Genomic DNA, 20587 nt, shown 5'->3' on the forward strand with positions numbered 1-20587 from the left:
TCACCATGCCCGGCGCCCTCTCGCATATCCGCGTACTCGACCTGTCCCGCGTATTGGCTGGGCCTTGGGCCGGGCAGATTCTCGGTGACCTCGGTGCCGAGGTAATCAAGGTCGAGCGCCCCGGCTCAGGTGACGACACCCGCCACTGGGGCCCGCCTTATGTGAAAGATGCCGACGGCAACGACTCGCGCGAAGCAGCCTATTTCCAGAGTGCCAACCGCAACAAACAGTCGGTAACCCTGGATTTCACCCAGCCCGAAGGCCAGCGCCTGGTGCGCGAGCTGGTACAGAACTGCGACGTGCTGCTGGAGAACTTCAAGGTCGGCGGCCTGGCGGCCTATGGCCTCAATTACGCCTCACTGAAGACGATCAACCCACGGCTGATCTACTGCTCAATCACCGGCTTCGGCCAGGACGGCCCGTACGCCAAGCGCGCCGGTTATGACTTTATGATCCAGGGCCTCGGCGGCCTGATGAGCCTGACCGGCAAACCCGACGGCGAGGAGGGCGCCGGCCCCATCAAGGTCGGCGTCGCCCTTACCGATATTCTCACCGGCCTGTACGCCACGGTCGGTGTGTTGGCGGCGCTCAACCAGCGTGAACAGTCCGGCATCGGCCAGCATATCGACGTGGCACTGCTCGACGTGCAGGTTGCCTGCCTGGCCAACCAGGCAATGAACTACCTCAACACCGGCGTATCACCCAAACGCCTGGGCAACGCCCACCCGAATATCGTGCCCTACCAGGATTTCCCCTCGGCCGACGGCAACTTCATTATTGCCGTGGGTAACGACGGGCAGTTCCGCAAGCTTTGCGAGGTTGCCGGCCTTACGGCTTTGGCCGACGACCCGCGTTTTTCTTCGAACCAGGCCCGCGTCGCCCATCGCGCCGAGCTGATTCCGCTGCTGCGTCAGGCCACGGTGTTCAAAACCACCGCCGAATGGGTGACGCTGCTGGAAGCCGCCGGCGTACCGTGCGGGCCGATCAACGACCTGGCCCAGGTCTTCAACGACCCACAGGTCAAAGCACGCGGCCTGCGTATCGACCTGCCCAACAGCCTGGGCAGCACAACACCCCAGGTCGCCAGCCCACTGCGCCTGTCCGAAACCCCGGTGCAATACCGCAACGCACCGCCGCTGCTCGGCGAACACACCGAGCAGGTACTCACCCGCCACCTGGGTCTAAGCACCGAGCAGATCACTGCATTGCGCGAAGCGGGGGTGCTCTGAGTGGTTATCTAGCCAACAGGCTTTGCGTTCTCGGGTAATCTCTGCCGGCAAAACCATCCCGCAAAAACGGCGAGGACGCCCCACGTGCGACGCTACCTATGGCTGCTGCTGATGCTGGGCCTGCAATCGGCACTGGCGGCGCCACCCGCAGTGCTGCAGATGGCCGTGTTGGAAGATGCCCAGCACCGCGAAACCCTGACAAGTGTTCAACAGCCAGACCGCCAGGCTTTGTTCAGGCCATTCGACAAGGGCTTTTCCGGTGGTTATAGCCGCAGCGTTTTCTGGTTTCGGCTAAGCCTGGCGCAGACGGATACGTTGCGTGCCCGTGACGAACACTGGCTGCTGGAAATTCAGCCGCCGTATCTCGACGATCTGCGCCTCTACCTCCCAGACCCACTGGCGCCCGGTGGCTACAAGGAAGTACGCGGCGGTGACTTACTGCCCCTGAATGAGCGCCCTTACGCCTACCGCAGCACGGTATTTCGCCTGCCACCTGAAGCGTTACAGGGCAACATGCTGTATCTGCGCCTGCACACCAGCAGCAGCTCACTGTTGATCGCCAGGCTCTGGAACCAAACAGAGTTCCAGAGTGCCAAGGTCAGTGAATATGGCGCTCTCGGCCTGTACTACGGCCTGCTCCTGACCCTGATTCTGGTCATGCTGTGGCAGGGATTGTGGCGCAAAGATCGGCTATTCCTGGCGTTCCTGCTGTATGCCAGCGGGATCTTGCTGTTTATGCTCGGGGTCAACGGTCTGGCTTCGCAGTTCATACTCCCTGAGCATCCCTGGATCGGACATTACTGGACGCAGTACAGCAGCTTTCTGATGTACGCCAGTGGCGCCTACTTCTACCGCCTGGTGCTGCAGATCGATGCCCGCACCCCCTGGCTGAATCGCTGCTACAAGCTGATTCAGTACAGCCATCTGCTGTTACTGCCAACCCCGGCCCTGGGCCTGTATGTGGAGGCGGCAGGGCTCGCCGTCAGCCTGACGCTGCTGATGATTGCCCTCGGCACGTTGCGCAGCATCAGCCTGTGGCGCGCCGGCAACCGGGCCGCAGGCTTACTGATCCTGGCCCACTTCACTAGCCTGATGGGCGCGTTGTCGGCAGGCTTGGCCCTGCTCGGCTGGTTACCCGGCGACCTGTGGCTGGTACATGGCTTCCAGATCGGCAGCCTGGCCAGCATTCTGGCCTGTGCCCAGGTGATGGTCTGGCGAGTGCGCGCCATGGAACAGCAATGGCACGAAGAACAACTACGCGCCCTTGGTTTCGAGCGGCAATCGCGAATCGAACAGCAGGCACGACGCGCTCAAGCCGACTTTATCAGCCTGCTCTCGCACGAAGTCAGAACGCCTCTGGCAATGATCGATGGCGCAGCGCAGTCGCTGCAGCTGATGGCGGATGCAAACAAGCCCGAGGTACAACAGCGCCATTCGCGCATACGTCGCGGCGTGCGCCGAATCAATGACCTGCTAGAGCATTTTCTGCACAGCGAACGACTGGATGCCGCAGACCTGCAAGTGGTGCCGCAATGGTTGGAGTGTCAGGCGTTCTGCAGCCAACTTATCCAGGATCAGAACCTTGCACAGCGCGTGCAACTGCATATCGGCACTCCCAGGTTCTACGCCGACCCACAGCTCGCGGCCATTGCCCTGGGCAACCTGCTGAGTAACGCCAGCAAATACTCTGCCCCTGAGCTGCCTATCGAGCTAAGCCTGACGCGCCAGGGCGACTGGTTCTGCTGCGAGGTCAATGACCAGGGGGGCGGCATTGAGGATGCGCATTTGCCGCATATCTTCCAGCGCTTCTATCGAGTACCGGGGGGCGGCGATGTCGACGGCTCCGGTCTGGGCCTGTACATGCTGCAACGCATTGCCGAGCTGCATGGCGGCAGCGTCACAGCCGAGCGCCGTGACAGCGGCGGCATGCGCTTCAGGCTGCAGCTGCCTTACCCTGAGGAGGCCACCCCGTGACCCGCATACTGGTCATCGAAGACCATCCGGACCTGTTGGAAGAGCTGTGCTTCCAGCTACGCCATCACCAACATGAAGTGCTCGGTCTGCCTGACGGCGATTCGCTGGAAACGGCGCTGGCGAACTTTGCCCCGCAATTGCTACTGCTGGACCTGGGCCTGCCCGGCGAAGACGGCCTGAGCATCGCTGCACGCTTGCGCCAGCAGCAACCACAGCTGGGCATCATCATGCTTACCGCGCGCACCCAGCTGCATGAACGTTTGCTCGGGCATGACCAGGGGGCCGACCATTACCTGTGCAAGCCTGTGGAGCTTGCCGAGCTGCTGGCGGTCATCACCAGCCTGAGTCGGCGCCTGCCGGATCTGGCAGCGCCATTCTGGCAATTGCGTCGGGCGGACAGCAGCCTGTTGTGTCCGCAGGGCGCGGTCATCAGCCTCAGCCATAACGAAAGCCTGCTGCTGCACTGCCTGCAACAGGCAGCAGAGCATCAGGCCAGCCGCGAAGAATTGATCCGCGCCCTCGGCGAAGACCCCTATCTGTATGACGAGCGCCGCCTGGAGGCCATGATCAGCCGGCTACGCCGCAAGATCAGTCAGGCCAGCGGCACTGGCTGCCCGCTGAAAGCCTGGCGCAACAAGGGTTATAGCTTCTCGGCTCGGCTGCATAACGGCGCCTGAGATGTCAGCTTTGGTCAGGTTCGCCGCCTGGCAAATGGCTAGCATGGATTAAAGGCTGTCTTGCGCGTTGTGCCTCCTGCCGACAGTCCTGTCTGCAGAGAGGAATACCGATGAAACGTGCCACCCTCAATCACAGTTATCGCCTGGTCTGGAATAAGGCACTGGGGGCCTTTGTCGCGGTTGCCGAACTGGCCCGCACGCAGCGCAAAGGCGGCACAGCTGGCGCCACCGCGCTGCTATTGAGCTGCCTGCCGTTGCCAGCCCTGGCGACATTGCCCACCGGCGGTACGGTGGAGGCAGGAGCGGGCAGCATCAGCCAAAGCGGCAATGCCATGACCATCAATCAGGGCAGCGACAAGCTGGCGATCAACTGGCAGAGCTTCTCCATCGGTGCCGGCAACAGCGTTACGTTCAATCAGCCGGGCAGCGGCTCGGTGGCGCTCAACCGGGTGCTGGGTAGCGATGTCTCGGTGATTCAGGGCGCACTTAATGCCAACGGCCAAGTGTTTCTGGTCAACCCGAATGGCGTGCTGTTCAGCCCAACAGCTCAGGTCAATGTTGGCAGCATTGTGGCTTCTACCCTGAATATCAGCACTGCCGACTTTATGGCCGGCAACTACCGCTTTGATGGCAATTCCAGCAACGCCATCATCAACCAGGGCAATATCCAGTCCGCAAACGGTGGCACCATCGCCCTGATCGCCGCCACGATCAGCAACACCGGTAGCCTGACTGCCAACGGTGGCAATGTCCTGCTCGGCGCCGGTAGCCGCGTGACCCTCGACCTGGGAGGCCCGGTAAAACTGGAGGTGGAGCAATCCGCCATTGATGCACTGATCGAACAGGGCGGCGCCATCAAAGCCGATGGCGGCCGCGTCTACCTGACGGCCAAGGCCGCTGGCGATCTGGCCAGCACCGTGATCAACCACACCGGGATTACCGAAGCACACACCCTCAGCACCGGCGAGAAGGGCGAGATTGTGCTGCTGGGGGATATGCACAATGACCGCATTCAGGTCGCCGGAACGCTGGATGCCAGCGCGCCGAAGGGTGGCGATGGCGGGTTTATCGAAACATCGGCGGCACATGTGGCCATCGACAACGCGGTAAAGATCACCACGGCTGCAAGCACGGGCAAGACGGGCAAGTGGCTGATTGATCCGACTGACTTCACCGTCAGTGCGGGCTCGGCCGTACAAAGTACCTCGGGTATTGGCGCCTCGACCCTGCAAAGCGCCCTGGCCAACAACAACGTGGAGATACAAACCAGCAGTGCCGGCGCTGAAGCGGGCGACATTCATGTCAATGCCGACCTCAGCTGGCAGGCCAACACCCTGACCCTGACCGCCCATGGTGATCTGCTGCTCAACTCAACCCTGCGGGCCAGCGGCAACGCCGGCTTGGCACTCAATCACGGTTGGGATGGCGCGCAGCTTAATCCGAGTTATGCCAACAACGGCAGCCGACTCGTGGTGCACGGCCGGGTGGACCTGGCAGACAGCAGCGTCAACAGCCTCAGTATCAACGACCAGAGCTACAGCATCCTGCGCTCGCAGGCCGACATGGCCGCCATCAGTGGCAACCTCGGCGGCAAGTATGTGTTGGGTGGCAACCTGAATTTCAGCGGCAACTGGACACCGATCAGCGCTTTTAGCGGCGCCCTCGATGGTTTGGGCAATGCCATCTCCGGGCTTTCGGTCAACCACAGTGCATCCGGATCTGGGTTATTTGGCAGCAGCAACGGTGCCAGCCTGGCCAATATTCGTCTGGTTGATGTCGATGTGCGCAACTCGGCAGGCGGTGTCGGCGCACTTGTCGGTAATGCCACCAATACCCACATTTTCAATGCTCACAGCAGCGGCCAGATCACCTCGACCCGAGCCAGCGGTTCAGCCGCAGACGCTGGTGGACTGGTGGGGTATTCAGTGGGCAGTCAGATCGCCTGGAGCAGCTCATCAGCCGCGGTTACAACCATCGGCCGCAATGCCGGCGGACTGGTCGGTGATGTAACGTCAAGCAGCAGCATCAACAACGCGTTCGCCACCGGTAATGTCACCACCAGTGGCAGCGAGGGCAACGTAGGCGGGCTGGTCGGTGCCCTGCGCAGTAACAGCCACATCAACAACAGCTACGCCTGGGGCAATGTCAGTGCTCAGGCCAACACTGGAGGTGTTACAGGGGTCGGGGGGCTGGTTGGTGAAATACGTACAGCTGAGGCCAGCGTTGCCAATAGCTATGCGCGCGGCAGTGTCAGCACCAGCGGCGTTGCCGACCCCAAAGGCGGCCTGATCGGCAAAAACGCCCAAGTCGACGGCAGCAACGTCACCACCAGTTACTGGCTCGATGGCCTTGCGACCAGCGCTGGCGGCACACGCATCAGCGCCAACCAGACGCAGCAAGCCAGCTACGGCTTTACGGCGTTCAGCGATCACTGGACGATCCTGGAAGGGCTGGCTACGCCCATGCTCAAGGCCAAAGGCAGCGATGCTTTTATGCTCAACGGCAACCTGAGCCTGGAGAACAATCCGTCACTGGTACTCAACCAAAATATCGACAGCGTTTCAGTGCTGGGCCGCTCAGCCCTGACCCTGAAATCGTCAGGCGATATCGTCCTCGGCCAAGGCCGCAGCATCATCTCTCGCGGTGGCGTGCTGGACACCATCTTCTGGGCAGACAGCAACGGCGATAACAGCGGCGGTGTACTGCTGGATGGCGGTTCAGCCAACCGCAACATCCTCACCACCAACGGTGGCCATCTGTGGATCGGCGGTGGCAGTGGCTCAACAACCTGGAATGCGCTCACCGTTGGCAATGCGGCCGCTATTGGCCTGAGTGCGACAGCCACGGGGGTGACGCAAACCTACGCCGGGATCAACGCACTCTTTACCGATATCGACACTGGCAGCGGCGATATCTACCTGAACGGCACCAGCACACAGACCGGCTATCGCTTCGGCATCGGCCTGCGCCTGAGCGGTATGGGTATCGCGGGCAACAGCATGACCTTGCTTGGCCATGGCTCGCAGAACCTGCGTAATGCTGACGTCAATCTGGATCGTGGTAACTGGGGCGTGGGCCTGGAAAACAGCACGCTGAATGCCACTGCGGGGCTCAATATCACCGGCACCGGTGGCGGGCAGAATGCCAACGGCGGCGGCAACCATGGCGTATTCATCAATAACTCCACGCTCGCCGCTACCGGCAGCGCTGATCTGACTATCACAGGCACAGGTGGCGGTAGCAGTACGGAAGCAAACAACCTGGATAACGACGGCATTCGCATCAACAGCGGCGACATTCGAACAGAATCCGGCACCCTGATGCTTAACGGCACTACTGGGTTGAATAGCAACTCCCAAGGCATCCATGCCGCTGGCGGCACGCTGCGCAGCACCAACGCCGGCGATATAACCCTCGTCAGCGATACCTTGCAACTGGATGCCAACCCAAGACTCAGCGGCACGGGCACCTTGACCATCAAACCGGGGACGGCTGGCACCACCCTGGGTGTTGGCTCTGGCAGCGGCATGCTGCAGATCAGCGACTCGCATCTGGCGAGCAATATCGTCGATGGCTTTGCCAGCATCATCCTCGGCAGTGCCACGGCAGGCGATATCAATGTCGCCGGCAGCACCAGCTATTCCGACAACCTGACGCTGAAAAGCGCGGGCGACATCACCCTGAATGCCGGAGCCAGCCTGACTGGCAGCAGTGGGCAGAATGCCGCGCTGGTGCTCTGGGCCGACAGCGATGGCAGCGGCGCTGGCTCGATCTACCTGATGGACGGCTCGGCGATCACTAGCAACGGCGGCCATCTGTGGCTGGGTGGTGGTAGCGGCAGCACAACCTGGAACGGGCTAACGGTTGGTGATGGCTATGCCATGGGCGGTACTGCACAGGCAATCGGTGCGCAGAATTTCAAAAATGGTATTTCACTTTATCGCAGCAGCCTGAACAGCGCGGGAGGCGATATTGCGCTGTATGGCAAGTCGGCCAACCAGAGCGGCGCCTACGGCTACATGGGGATCTACCAGGAGCAGTCGAGCATCAGCTCGGGCGCGGGTGATATTGATATTTCCGCAATTTCTACCGGCTCCAACAACGATGGCTCCTGGCACTATGGCCTGCTGATGGGCACCCTGGACAATGGCACGACATCAAGCATCAGCTCCACCAGCGGGGCGATTCGCATCAACGCTGAAACCGACTTCAGTGAAAACACCTTTGGCTCCGGCCTGGGCCTGTATTCCTTCAGTAACCTCTTGAGCACCGTCAGTATCGGTTCGCACAGCGGCGCGATCGAGATCGTCGGCAAACTCAACAGCAGCGGTTATGACGGCCAATATGGCGGCATTTATGCCTTTGGCTCGGGCCAGGAAATGATTGTCTCGCGCAGCGGCAATATCTCGCTGGAGGGTACCTCCGCCAACAGCAATGTGGCCGGTATCAATGTCTCACCCGGCAACAGCAGCAGCCGCCTCGGTTATGACGGTATCAACGCCTACACCGGCAATATCACCCTGAATTCCAACACCTTTATCAGCTATGAAGGCTCGATCAATGCCAATCAGCTGGAATTGCTGGGCAGTGGCGTGAGCTACACGCTGACCAATACCGCCAACAATGTCAGCCGTCTGATCGGCAATACCGGCAGCATCACCTATGTGGATGCCAATGCGCTGGAGTTGGGCGCGATCACCAGCAGTGGCACGCTAAATATCGCCACGCTGACTGGCAACCTGACGCTCAACGGCAATCTGCAATCGGCCTCCACAGCAGCAGACGCCATCGTCCTGAACGCTGGTAAAAATGCGGCGGCCGGCAGCAGTACTGGCGGCAACATCATCCACAGCAGCGGTACGCTCAGCACCGGTGCTAATGGCCGTGCCACGTTGTTCACCGGCAGTGTTGCCGGCAGCAGCGGCCTGGCTGCATTGGTCGGTTCAGGTTCCGGGCGCTTCCGCTATAACAGTGATGAAGCCAGCAGCGGTTACGACACCTTGAACGCCGCACTGGGCAGCGGGCTGTATGCGGTTTACCGGGAGCAACCCATGCTGCTGGTGACACCAGGCTCTGCCAGCAGCGCCCTGGGCGCTACCGTCAGCCTCGATGGCATCAGCACAACAATCAGTGGGTATGCCAATGGCGACGACGCCACCCTTGCCGGCCTCAGCGGCACTGCCAGTTACAGCACTGATGCGACGGACAGCAGCAATGCCGGTAGCTACCAGATCAGTTATACCGGCGGGCTAAGCAACATCCTGGGTTATGGCATTGCCGACAACAGCGCATCCACCGGTGAGTACTCGATCATCGGCGATGCAGCCCCTACCAGTGAGCAGCCCGTTGTACAGCCCCCCTTGTTGGCGGCCGTCACCACCGCCCAGGCCTCAGTCACCTTGCCCAACTCGCCGACCAGTGGCAGCCGCGTAATAGCCAATGCGGACGGTCTCGCCGCCAGTGCGCAAAGTGGCCTGGAATTCGTGGAAACCGATGCGACCGCTGCAACGGGCTCATCCACTCAGGGTGGCGTGCAGCCTTCAGGCTTTATGCAGGTCTTTGTGGTTAATGGCGGTATCAATATGCCGAGTAGCCCCGAAGTCAGCACCGACGATGAAAGCCTGGAGGGCATCTGATGTCCGGCTCAGCCGACTACCGCCCTGTTCAGCCATCAGGAAGCGTTCGATCCATGACTAAATCTGTACCCTTCGGCCCGACGCTGATCGCCCTCGCCGCACTGCTGGCCACTCCGCTACAGGCCCAAACGCCCCCTGACGCCGGGCGCATTCTGCAAGAACAAGCGCCAGCGCTGGAGCTGCCCAAAGCCTCGCCCAATTTCAACTTTTCCGCCCCTTCCAGCAGCACACCCCAGAGCGGTGGTCCACAGGTGCAGCTGCAAGGCATCCAACTCAGTGGCAACAGCCTGTTCAGCGAGGCCGAGCTGCTCGCCGTACTCGGCGAACCCGCCGGCCAGTCCTATGACCTGGGCGGCCTGCGCAGCCTGGCCAACCAACTCACCGAGCACTACCGCGCTGCGGGATACCCCTTCGCCCGGGTCTTCATCCCGGCGCAGAACCTGGCCGACGGCGTGCTGCAATTACAGGTGGTTGAAGGCCGCTATGGTCAGGTCAGTGCGCAGGGTGAAGGGCGCTTGGCTGAACAGGCCGATGCCTTCCTCGGTGACCTGCGGCCGGGTACGGTGATTGCCAATGACAAGCTGGAGCGCGCCACCCTGATTCTCGATGACCAGCCCGGCATCAAGGCCACGCCGATCATGCGCCCCGGCCAGGAGGTCGGTAGCGGTGACCTGCAAGTGCTGGTCGAACGTGAGCCGTTGCTCAGTGGTGAGGTGGGCCTGGATAACCATGGCAACCGCTATACCGGCGAACAGCGCGGCTTCTTCAACTTACGCGCCAGCAGCCCATTTATGCTGGGCGATCAGTTCAATCTGCGCAGCCTCTACACCGAGGAAGGCATGTGGTACGGCAGCCTCGATTACAGCCTGCCGCTGGGCGGTTCCGGCCTGCGCGGCAAAGTGGGTTATGCCCATACCTACTACGAACTGGGCAAGGAGTTCGCCGACCTCGATGCCCGTGGCACGGCCAAGGTCAGCAGTGCTGGTCTGAGCTACCCGCTGCTACGCTCGCAACGTGCCAACCTGCTGCTGAGCGCCACCTACCAACACAAGCAATTGCGCGACGAATACCAAAGCACTTATACCCGTCTGGACAAGTCCAGCGACAGCCTGCCAGTCAGTCTGCAGTTCGATCTACGCGACAGCCTGGGCGGGGGTGGCATCACGTTCGGCGCACTGACCTGGACCCCCGGTGAACTGCACCTCGACAGTGGTTTGCGTGCCGCCGACCGGCTCAGTGCGAAGAGCGCCGGGCGCTTCGACAAACTCAATCTGGACGTTGCCCGCCTGCAATTGCTGCCGGCCGGTTTCAGCCTTTACGGGCGATTCAGCGGCCAACTGGCCAACGACAACCTCGACTCCTCGGAAGACTTCGGCCTGGGCGGCCCCACGGGCGTGCGCGCTTATCCATCAGGCGAAGGCTATGGCGATGAAGGCTGGCTGAGCCAGTTGGAGCTGCGTTATGCCATGGGCGCATTCAGCCCGTTCGTCTTCCATGACAGTGGCCGGGTCAGCATTGCCCATGACACCTGGCAGGCGGGCGACAACCATCGCAGCCTGTCCGGCGCAGGTGCCGGGCTGCGCTTTAGCCAAGGGCCTTGGCAAGCCGAAGCCACAGTGGCCTGGCGCACCGCAGGTGGCAAGCCGGAGTCCGACAGCCGTGACCGGGTGCCCACCAGTTGGCTGAGTGCGCAGTACCAGTTCTGAGGTGACCGGCTAACCCGGCTGCCCATCCACCCGCGCCGTGCAAAACATCACCGCGTAATGGCGCACAAACAGGGCAAAGGCCACGATCCACAGCAAGCTGGATAGGCCCAGCCCTGCAGCTGGGGCGAACGGCACCAACAGCACCCGTGCCATAGCCGCCAATTGCAAAGCGGCAAACGCCCAGCCCATTGCCGTAGGCGGCTGCAACGGCCGCCCGGTATGCCCAAGGCTGACCCGCGCCAGCATCGCCAGAATCGCCCCACCGACCGTGCCCAACGCCAGGGCGTGGTAGGCCAGGCTGACGTTATGCAGCCAGCCGACATGCCAGGCCGCCAGGGCCAGTAACGCCAACGGCAACCAGGCGTAGGCCAGGTGCAATGACCAGAGCAACGGTACACGCCAGATTCCGCTGTCATACCAGTGCCACAGACGCAAAGCGTGCAGTGCAGTCAGGGCCAGCAACAGCGGCAACATCCATAGCGATGGCTGCAAGGCCAAACCACCGGCAAATAGCAGCGCCAGGCTTAGCGACAACACGAGCACCAGCACATCCAACCGTGGTCTTGGGCTAGCAGGCGCACGCTGGTTGAGGCCGCGCTGGGTAAAGAACGGAATCACCCGCCCGCCGATGATGCTCACCAACGCCGCGATCAGCCATAACCCAGCCAATGCACCGCGCCGCTGCAATGCGTCATCACCCAGCGCCAGGCCATACAGCAGCAGCCACTCGCAGCCGGCCATCAGCAACACCACGACCACCAGCGGGTAGTTGCGCCACTGGCGCACCGCCCATAGCTGCCGTCCCAGCAACAACGCCAGCAGCGGTAGAAAGGGCAGTTGCAGCGCCAGCAAGAGTGGCAACGGTGCGCCGAGCAACCAGGCGAGGCGCGCCACTAACCAGAGACTGAACAGTGCCGCCAGCGGCCAGCCACTCAGCCCCGGCCGCCCCGTCCAGTTCTGCACAGCGGTAAGCAGAAAGCCGGCAATAATCGCCCCGGCAAAACCGAACGGCAGCTCATGCCGGTGCCAGGCCAAGCTGCCGCCCACCGGCTGCCAACCCGGCAGATAGCGCAGCAGCGTCGCCGCCCACAGGCCAATCGCCAATACGGCAAACAACGCGCCACCGAGAAAGAACGGGCGAAAGCCCAGCCGCCACAGTGGCGCAATGGCCAGCTCCTGCTGGCGATCACGCAATTGCACAGCAAGGCTCCTGTTGCTTGCGCAAATGCTCCTGCGCGGCCAGGCGCAGCACATAACCGAGCTTGAGCAGACCCGGGCCGATGATCGTCAGCGAGTGCGCCGTGACCAGGCTGCCCATGCTCAGCTGCGCCTCCAGGCCATAGGCGCCCAGCAGGCCGCTGAGCAACAGCAGCACGCCGGCCAGCAGCATGCGGTTCGCCAGTTGCAGTGCCCGCGATGGGCAGGACAGATACGCCAACATAATCACCTCCCAGGCTGTTAAGCCTCTGTTTTAGCTATCCAGCGCGCTGGCCGGACCAAAGAATTCGTAATGGCTCTGCGCCGCCGGTACGCCGAGGCTGTGCAGATGCCGTTTGACCTGCGCCATAAACGGCTTGGGGCCGAGGAAGTAGGCATCCAGATCACGCTGCTCGGGCAACCACTCAGCCAGCTGCCCCAGACTGAGCAGGCCTTCGGCATCGCCCGCATCACCCTCACGCGGCTCGCTGTAGCACACGTAGTGACGCAGCTGCGGACGCTCAGCACGCTGCGCATCGACCCAGTCACGGAAGGCATGTACACCGGCGTGACGCGCGCAGTGGATAAAGTGAATATCGCGGCCGCTGTCGCGCGCCGCCTCCAGCATGCTCAGCGCCGGGGTGATGCCGACGCCAGCGGTGATCAGTACCAGCGGCTTGGCCGACTCGCGCAGGACGAAATCCCCCGCCGGGGCGAACAGCTCCAGGCTGTCGCCGACCTGCAGCTGGTCATGCAGGTAATTGGACACCTTGCCGCCCACCTCACGCTTGACGCTGATGCGGTACTCGCGGCCATTGCTCAGGGCCGACAGCGAGTAGTTGCGGCGCTGTTCGCCACCGTCCAGCAACAGGCGCAGGCCGATGTACTGGCCCGGCTGAAAGGCCGCCAAAGCGCCGCCATCGGCCGGCACTAGGTACAACGAGACGATCTCCTCGCTCTCCTGCACCTTGCGGCTCAGGCGGAAACTGCGCGCGCCGCGCCAGCCACCCTCAGCATTGGCGTTGGCGTTGTAGGCGGCCTCTTCGGCACCCATCAGGATGTCCGCCAACTGCCCATAGGCCACAGCCCAGGCCTCGATCACTGCATCGGTGGCGATCTCTTCACCGAGCACTTCACGAATCGCCCGCAGCAGGCAGCTGCCGACAATCGGGTAATGTTCGGGCAGGATCTGCAGCGACACATGCTTGTTGACGATCTGTCCTACTAGAGGCCCCAGCGCCTCCAGCCGGTCGATATGCCGGGCATACATCAGCACCGCATTGGCCAGCGCACGCTGTTGGCCACCGCTGGCCTGGTGCGCCTGATTGAACAGCGCGCGCACCTCGGGGTACTCGCTCAGCATCATCTGGTAGAAGTGCCGAGTCAGTGCTTCACCGCCGCTTTCCAGCAGCGGTACGGTGGCTTTGATCAGGGCGTTTTGGGCAGGGGTCAACATTTTGCTTCCTCGTCAGGGCGACACGCTGCACTTGCGCAGCGCTTCGGTTCATATCACCCTGACTACTACAGGAAGCGTGCCAAATATTTTGTTTATATAAATCATAGACTTATAAATACTTGTGTCTTTATGACAGCAAGCATTACGAGTCTTAATGACAACTAACGTGTCCTTATGACAGCAAATCCACTGCTTACCGCCCTGATTCCCCTGGTCGCCGATCTGTCCCGCGAGCTGCCGGAAGCCGAGCGCTATCGCCGCCTGCTCCAGGCGCTGCGGCAGCTGCTGCCGTGCGATGCCGTGGCGCTGCTCAAGCTCGATGGCGATGTACTGATTCCGCTGGCCGTTGAAGGGCTGAGCGCCGACACCCTCGGCCGGCGCTTCAAACTCGACGAACAGCCACGCCTGCAGGCGCTATTGGCGCAACGTGGGCCGACCCGCTTTGCCACCGACTGCGAGATGCCCGACCCCTATGACGGCCTGGTCGACGGTCATCGCGGCCACCTGCCCGTGCATGACTGCCTCGGCTGCCCACTGTATGTACAGGACCAGCCCTGGGGCCTGCTGACCCTCGACTCGCTGGACCCTGCGAGCTTCGGCCGGGTCGATCTGGATAACCTGCAGGCCTTCGCCAGCCTGGCCGCTGCCACGGTGATGGCCAGTGAACGGATCAACGCGCTGCTGCAACGCGCCGAGGATCAGCACCAGTTGGCCGAGGCTTATAAGCAGGCCGCCGGCCAGCAACGCCCGCGTGAGCTGATCGGCCAGAGCGCCGTGCACAAACGCCTGGCAGCGGAGATTGCGCTGGTCGGCAACAGTGAACTGAGCGTGCTGATCAGCGGTGAAACCGGGGTCGGTAAAGAGCTGGTTGCCGAAGCCCTGCATGCCGCATCCCCACGCGCAGCAAAGCCGCTGATCAGCCTCAACTGCGCGGCACTGCCCGACAACCTGGTGGAAAGCGAACTGTTCGGCCATGTGCGCGGCGCCTTTACCGGCGCGCACAACGAACGCCGCGGCAAGTTCGAACTGGCCGATGGCGGCAGCCTGTTTCTCGATGAAATCGGCGAGCTGCCGCTGGCCGCGCAAGCCAAGCTGTTGCGCGTGCTGCAGAGCGGCCAGCTGCAACGGGTCGGTGCCGATCAGGAACAGCGGGTCAACGTGCGCGTGCTGGCCGCCAGCAACCGCGACCTGGCCGAGGAAGTACGCGCCGGGCGTTTTCGCGCCGACCTGTATCACCGCCTCAGCGTCTACCCGCTGAAAGTCCCGGCACTGCGCGAACGCGGCCGCGATGTCCTGCTGCTGGCCGGCTACTTCCTCGAAGAAAACCGCGCCCGCCTGGGCCTACGCAGCCTGCGCCTGACTGCCGACACTCAGGCCAGCCTGCTGGCCTACAGCTGGCCCGGCAACGTACGCGAACTCGAGCACCTGATCGGCCGCGCAGCCCTCAAGGCCCTGGCCGGCTGCAGCGAGCGCCCACGCATCCTCAGCGTCGACAGCGCGCACTTGGACCTGCCGACCAGCCAAGCCATTGCAGCGCCTGTAACTCAAGGCGCAGCAGAACCGCACAACGAACTGCCGCTGCGCGAAGCCCTCGACGCCTACCAGAAACAGCTGATCAGCCAGGCCCTCAACCGCCATCAAAACAAATGGGCCGCCGCCGCCCGCGAACTGGGCATCGACCGCGCCAACTTGATCCGCCTGGCCAAGCGCCTGGGTCTGCAAAATTAATCCGCCATTAGCCCGCGCCGCACCACACAACGGCGGTTCCGTGGCTAATCTTCAAGGCGGGTGCGGCACTTGCTCAACGCGCGCGGAAAACCCACACCACCAATAGGCAAATGCAATTTGCTGCCCGCACGGCATGGGTAGCTAATGGCCATCACCCAGCTACTCCCCTGGAGAGCCTCCATGGCCGACGAAGCCAAAGCGGACCGTATCAAAGTCGACGCAGCCAACCTGACCATCGGTATGTACGTGGTCGAACTGGACCGACCATGGACGGACACCACCTTTCTCTTTCAAGGCTTTCGCATTCGTCAGCAACAGGACATTCGCCTGCTGCAGGAAGTCTGCAGTTACGTCTGGGTGGATGCTCGGCAATCCGTCGCCGTGCATGATCAGGTCGCGGCCAATATCGCCCAGCCGGAAGCACTGCATCCGGTCATCGCCAAGGTCGATTTCAACCTGGAAATGCTCCAGGCCGCCCCCACCTGGAACGCCGCGCGCGAAGAGTCGTTGCGGATTCTGCGGGCGGTCAAATTGGGCCAGGAGCTGGATGTCGAGGCGGTTAAATCCGTCATCAAGGACTGTGTCGAAAGCATCCTGCGCAACCCGGCCGCCATGCTCTGGCTGGCGCGCATTAAGAACAGCGACGCCTATACCGCCGAACATTCGCTGCGCGTCTCCATTCTCTCGATTGCCCTGGCCAAGGAGCTGGGCCTGCCGGCTTATCAGCTCGAACAGATTGGCGTGTGCGGCATGCTCCACGATGTCGGCAAGATCAAGGTGCCCAACGAGATCCTCAACAAACCCGGTGCGCTGACCGCCGAAGAGCTGTGCATCATGCAGAGCCACGCTGCCGAAGGGCGCAAACTGCTGATGAGCAACCAGCAGGTCACCGCCGCCACGGTCGACGTCGCCTACTCGCACCATGAGCGCCTGGATGGCCAGGGTTATCCGCGCGGCCTGAATGCCAGCAAGATCCCTTACTTCGCCAAGATCATCGCCGTGGCAGATAGCTATGACGCGATCAACAGCGACCGCGTGTACAGCAAGGGCAAATCCAGCCTGGAGTCGCTGCGCATCTTGCTGGAGGCGGTCAACAGCCATTTCGACGAAGAGATTGTTAGCAGTTTTATCCGCATGGTCGGCATCTACCCGCCAGGGGAAATCGTCGAGCTGACCAATGGCGAAGTCGCCATCATCATCGGCTGCCCACCTGGCAACAAGCTCAAACCCCGGGTGCTGCGCGTGCTCGATGCGCAGAAGCAGCCCTGCAAGGAAAGCATCATCGACCTGGGCAAAACCGCCAACGACCCCAGCGGCAAACCCTACCGCATCCACGAAGTGCACAGCAGCGGCGCCTTTGGCATTCATATAGATGATTACCGCAGCAAGGGGCTGGTTGTCCCGATGCATTTATAGCGCAGCAGTTACAAACCCGTGCTGCCCGGCGGGCACACTCCCAGGGCTGCCAGCTCCTCCAACGGCACCCCGCCGGACAGGTACTGCTGGCAGGTTGCTGAAGGCGTAGCAGACGGCGGAGACGCATCCGTGACAACCTCGCTGACCACACCCGCTTGCAGCGTGCCGCCGAGTCGCAGAAAGGCTCGTGCCTGACCGCGCTGCAGCCAGATGCCTTCATTCTCGATGGCCGCCAGGCGTATGCCACCCGGCAATACCGCGTCGAACTCAACCCGCTGCGCGTCCGCCTGACCGATGCTGAGCAGTGCCCAGCCGCCGCCACTGCTCTGGCGAAACAGACCATGCAGCTGCCAATGCTCGAGGCCCGTCAGGGGCTTTGACGAAGGCAGTATCCACAGCGAATCGTCAGGCAGCAGATCACTCGGCAGCTGCACCGCGCCCACCGGAAATGTCAGGCACAAACCCAGCACCACTCGGCTCATAGCAACCCTGATGCGCCGGGTGATTACGCTGCACTCGGTCATAGGCTCGGCACGGGATCTCGCCGTTGTGCGTAGTCGATAAAGCTCACCAGATTGCGGCTCTTCAGCAGCGGCAGCAAGGCATGGTCATTCAGCGACAAGCCAAACCACTTCTGATTAACCCCGCCGGTGCAGCCGTACATGATCAGCTTGCCACGGCCATTGGTGAGGAAGCCCTGGGACAGGTCCACACAGCGCCCGGCGTACTTCAACTGGGGCAGAGCAGCAAAGTCCCAGGCTTGTGTATCGCGCTGCGCATCGCAGTCGCTGAGGCTGATGTCGTTGGTTGCCGTCAGGCATTTGCTCGGCTGTGCAACGCTGCGAATACGCCCGCTGGCATCGACCAGCCACTGTTCATCAACTCCGCCCGTGCACTGCGCCTTGGCCGCTACGTAGGGGCTCCACACCCCCTCCTTCAGCTCTGCGCGCACACAGTTGCCATTGTTCATGGCGAAGCTTTGCGGCGCTGGGAGCAGAGGGCGCTGATCAAACTGCAGGGTTAGCAATAGCGCGTCGAGTGCCGCGCGCGCGGCATCACTGCTCGCCAGTCGAGAACCATGGGCATCCAGCCAGCGGTTCAGGCGCAGTGCACGCTCCTCCTGACTTTTCAGCCGCTGCATCACCTGCTGAGCAGTCGCCGACAGCCCCTCCGTTTGCTCGGCATAGCTGTCATAGAGCAGACGAGCCTCGCCGGTTAAGGCCAGCACCGGCTGGTTGGCAATCGCCTCCAACGCCGCTTGCAGCTTCGGCCGCTCTTCGTTGAACAGCGCCTTGAAACGCTCCTCGCGACCCACCACTACGGGAGCCGGCATCGCGGGTAAGCCCTGAGCAATGGCCAGGCTGGCCAGATCAACCGGGGTGTCGCCCGGCGCTTCGCGGCACTGCAGGGTAGCCGCCAGCGGCCGCTCGGCCTGCGCCAGGTTGATATGCAGCTTGTTGGCGTTGCTGCCCATGCGCAGCGGAGCAATGGCGATGCGCTGGCTGGCGCCGCCGACAAAATCTACTTTCAACCAGCACTGCTTGCTGGCCGCAGCGTCATTGGGGGCAGGCAGCTCATACACCTGGCCCCAGTTACCACGCAGCGCCGGGTAGAGCACACCGCTGTTGGCCACCGGGTCATAGCCGCCGAGGAGAGTGAAAACCGGCACCCCGAACAGACGTGGCTTGCGGTAGTTGCCATCGGCGCTGTTGTACCAGACCTGATTCGAGCTCGGCACCTTGGGCTGGTTGACCTCCATCTTGCGCGTGCTCGCATCCCACTTGCGGTAGCCCGTGGGCGAATCGGTTGCCCAGACTGCACGGTTATTCAGGTTCGGCTGAATCCAGTTCTTGGTGCTGTAGCCGGTGTAATGGGTATAGCTGGACAACGCACTGGTGAAATCGCCGCCCGACATGGCATCAGGCGCAAACGCGTAGGCATCGGCAAACAGCGGCGTACCGCTCATGGCTGCGCTCTTGTTACGCGCCCACAGCAGGTTGGCGCGCATGCGCTTGCGGTAGGCGATATAACCCCAGCCACTGTCGTGGTGATGCACGGCCAGAAAATAGTTGCCGTCTTTCTCGCCCGGATAATGGCCTATGCCGTAGTGGTGACCGATTTCATGGCTGAATTCATTCCCCACCGAGCTGTAAAGCGTGAGGATGCCATTGCCACCGCTCAATCCATGGCTCTGTACGCCATTGGTGTAATTGCCGGCAGCATGGTGCGCCACCGCGCTCTGCGTCAGTTGCGGCTGCTGCTGGCTGACCATTCCCGCACTGGTGATACCCCAATTGGCCAGATTGATCCCGGTGCTGAAGGTCGATTTAGCGGTGTTCTCACGCATATCGCCGCTGTAAACATCGCCGTTCACCGCACTCGCCGTGTCATAGATAACCCCGCTGCCGACCATCACCCGATCCAGCTTTACGTCTTCGTAATAGCTTGCCAGCAGACGGGCCACAGGCACGGTCTGGAAGTACTCGGTAGCGGCCTGGGCAGTGCGTGCGCGAAACCAGTGACCATTACCGGTAGGCGGCTCGGTCAGCATACCCAAGCGAATCGACTGCACCACCAACTCGGCCGGCGCGGCAAAATCGAAGGCCGCAGCGCTGCGCTCGCCACGCCGGCCGCGCTCATCGATAACCTGCAGGCTCATCCCCGGCCGGACCCAATCCCAAGGCAACACCGCAGACCAGGCGCGCCGTGAATAAACCACATCAGGGCGGCTATCCGCCCCGGTGCGGTCCGCCCTGGGCAGCCGGTCCGGCTCGCTCAATACCAGTTCACCTTTGAGATCACCGTCCACCGTCACCTGCACACGCAGCTGTTGCGGCAGCGGCTCTGTCGGCAGCGGGGTTACCAGCAACAGCGCCTCACGCTCGCTGGTTAGGCGCGGCATGTTCTTCGCCTCGTTGCCCTGCGGATCGACCGAATGGCTCTGCACGAACTGCAGCATGGCCGCCAGATCACCGCTCAGATCATTGCGCACCGCGCGCGGCTGGCCGTCTGCCGCAACATCGTAAAAGCCCTGCGCATTGACCTCATCAACCACCGCAGCGGGCGGCTCGGGGAAGGTCTCACCAGGCGGTGGTGCAACCACCGGCGGCTCTACTGGAGGTATCACTGGCGGCGTGACGGGCGGCTCCACGACCGGGGGTTCAACCGGCGGCGCGACCGGCGGCGTAACCACGGGCGGCTCAGTCGCCGGCGGGCGACTGCCAGTGTTATTACCGCCGCCACTGCTGCTTCCACCACCGCCGCCACCCAGATCCAGACAACCTGTCAGATTAACCAGCGCCAGCAACAACAGGCTTACACGAAGCATGATTTCTCAACCTTATTCTGGAAAATCGTAATAGCGGCCGCACAGTCACCCAGGCCGCGCAGAGGCAGCTCGACATATGGGTAAACGTCATGGGATAGGCAGGAGTAGCGGGCAAGAACACGCGGGAGCGGTAACCCCTGAAAAACTCGAAACATGCGAGCGGCTCGATATGGTTTCGCGCATCCATGCACTCGATGATTTTTCTATGCGCCGTCACCTTGAATGGAAACCGGCATAAGA

The 20587-nt window shown here is 62.2% G+C and carries 12 protein-coding genes; 7 read left to right on the forward strand and 5 right to left on the reverse strand.

The window, feature by feature from the left end; all coding sequences use genetic code 11:
- Nucleotides 1–5 precede the first annotated feature (5 nt).
- The 5 genes from P3C18_RS00605 (at nt 6) to P3C18_RS00625 (ending at nt 11222) form a co-directional block, all read left to right on the forward strand.
- Nucleotides 6–1229 carry a CaiB/BaiF CoA-transferase family protein gene (locus tag P3C18_RS00605; RefSeq protein ID WP_275959951.1) on the forward strand — a complete coding sequence of 408 codons (1224 nt, stop codon included), beginning with the start codon at nt 6–8 and terminating at the stop codon, nt 1227–1229.
- A gap of 84 nt (nt 1230–1313) precedes the next feature.
- Nucleotides 1314–3203, forward strand: coding sequence for a sensor histidine kinase (locus P3C18_RS00610; protein WP_275959952.1), 1890 nt, complete (start codon nt 1314–1316; stop codon nt 3201–3203).
- Nucleotides 3200–3880 carry a response regulator transcription factor gene (locus P3C18_RS00615; RefSeq protein WP_275959953.1) on the forward strand — a complete coding sequence of 227 codons (681 nt, stop codon included), beginning with the start codon at nt 3200–3202 and terminating at the stop codon, nt 3878–3880. Before P3C18_RS00610 ends, P3C18_RS00615 begins: the two co-directional genes overlap by 4 nt.
- Before the next feature lie 110 nt (nt 3881–3990).
- Nucleotides 3991–9516, forward strand: coding sequence for a filamentous hemagglutinin N-terminal domain-containing protein (locus P3C18_RS00620; RefSeq protein ID WP_275959954.1), 5526 nt, complete (start codon nt 3991–3993; stop codon nt 9514–9516).
- A 53-nt stretch (nt 9517–9569) separates the two neighbouring features.
- On the forward strand, nt 9570–11222 hold the full coding sequence (locus P3C18_RS00625) for a ShlB/FhaC/HecB family hemolysin secretion/activation protein (RefSeq protein WP_275959955.1): 1653 nt from the start codon (nt 9570–9572) through the stop codon (nt 11220–11222).
- Between the two features lie 9 nt (nt 11223–11231).
- Here the strand turns inward: P3C18_RS00625 and P3C18_RS00630 are convergent, their stop codons facing one another.
- From P3C18_RS00630 to hmpA, 3 genes are read right to left on the reverse strand one after another with little or no spacing between them, the layout of a single operon-like run.
- Entirely contained in the window at nt 11232–12422 is a 1191-nt protein-coding gene (locus P3C18_RS00630; RefSeq protein ID WP_275959956.1) for an NnrS family protein, read from the reverse strand.
- Complete coding sequence (locus P3C18_RS00635) at nt 12409–12663, reverse strand: transmembrane sensor/regulator PpyR (RefSeq protein ID WP_275959957.1); 255 nt, start codon at nt 12661–12663, stop codon at nt 12409–12411. The genes P3C18_RS00630 and P3C18_RS00635 overlap by 14 nt, the downstream gene beginning before the upstream one ends.
- A 30-nt stretch (nt 12664–12693) precedes the next feature.
- Entirely contained in the window at nt 12694–13875 is a 1182-nt protein-coding gene (gene hmpA / locus P3C18_RS00640) for an NO-inducible flavohemoprotein (protein ID WP_275959958.1), read from the reverse strand.
- Between the two features lie 174 nt (nt 13876–14049).
- Here hmpA and norR point away from each other — a divergent pair, with 174 nt between their 5' ends.
- Both norR and P3C18_RS00650 read left to right on the forward strand, forming a co-directional pair.
- Nucleotides 14050–15603: a nitric oxide reductase transcriptional regulator NorR gene (gene norR / locus P3C18_RS00645; protein ID WP_275959959.1), complete on the forward strand. Its 1554-nt coding sequence runs from the start codon at nt 14050–14052 to the stop codon at nt 15601–15603.
- Between the two features lie 180 nt (nt 15604–15783).
- Nucleotides 15784–17019: an HD-GYP domain-containing protein gene (locus P3C18_RS00650; protein ID WP_275959960.1), complete on the forward strand. Its 1236-nt coding sequence runs from the start codon at nt 15784–15786 to the stop codon at nt 17017–17019.
- An 8-nt stretch (nt 17020–17027) separates the two neighbouring features.
- Here the strand turns inward: P3C18_RS00650 and P3C18_RS00655 are convergent, their stop codons facing one another.
- Nucleotides 17028–17501, reverse strand: a complete 474-nt coding sequence (locus tag P3C18_RS00655) for a hypothetical protein (protein WP_275959961.1) — start codon at nt 17499–17501, stop codon at nt 17028–17030.
- Between the two features lie 38 nt (nt 17502–17539).
- Nucleotides 17540–20347, reverse strand: a complete 2808-nt coding sequence (locus tag P3C18_RS00660; protein WP_275959962.1) for a M66 family metalloprotease — start codon at nt 20345–20347, stop codon at nt 17540–17542.
- Nucleotides 20348–20587: the final 240 nt, after the last annotated feature.

Origin of the sequence: Pseudomonas sp. 1928-m, assembly GCF_029269135.1 — a bacterium.
GTDB lineage: Bacteria > Pseudomonadota > Gammaproteobacteria > Pseudomonadales > Pseudomonadaceae > Aquipseudomonas.

Bases quoted from the DNA above. Each gene is read 5' to 3' on its own strand.
- P3C18_RS00655 (WP_275959961.1), bottom strand. From the start codon at position 17,501: ATGAGCCGAGTGGTGCTGGGTTTGTGCCTGACATTTCCGGTGGGCGCG.
- P3C18_RS00635 (WP_275959957.1), bottom strand. From the start codon at position 12,663: ATGTTGGCGTATCTGTCCTGCCCATCGCGGGCACTGCAACTGGCGAAC.
- P3C18_RS00660 (WP_275959962.1), bottom strand. From the start codon at position 20,347: ATGCTTCGTGTAAGCCTGTTGTTGCTGGCGCTGGTTAATCTGACAGGT.
- P3C18_RS00605 (WP_275959951.1), top strand. From the start codon at position 6: ATGCCCGGCGCCCTCTCGCATATCCGCGTACTCGACCTGTCCCGCGTA.
- P3C18_RS00625 (WP_275959955.1), top strand. From the start codon at position 9,570: ATGACTAAATCTGTACCCTTCGGCCCGACGCTGATCGCCCTCGCCGCA.
- P3C18_RS00650 (WP_275959960.1), top strand. From the start codon at position 15,784: ATGGCCGACGAAGCCAAAGCGGACCGTATCAAAGTCGACGCAGCCAAC.
- hmpA (WP_275959958.1), bottom strand. From the start codon at position 13,875: ATGTTGACCCCTGCCCAAAACGCCCTGATCAAAGCCACCGTACCGCTG.
- P3C18_RS00620 (WP_275959954.1), top strand. From the start codon at position 3,991: ATGAAACGTGCCACCCTCAATCACAGTTATCGCCTGGTCTGGAATAAG.
- norR (WP_275959959.1), top strand. From the start codon at position 14,050: ATGACAGCAAATCCACTGCTTACCGCCCTGATTCCCCTGGTCGCCGAT.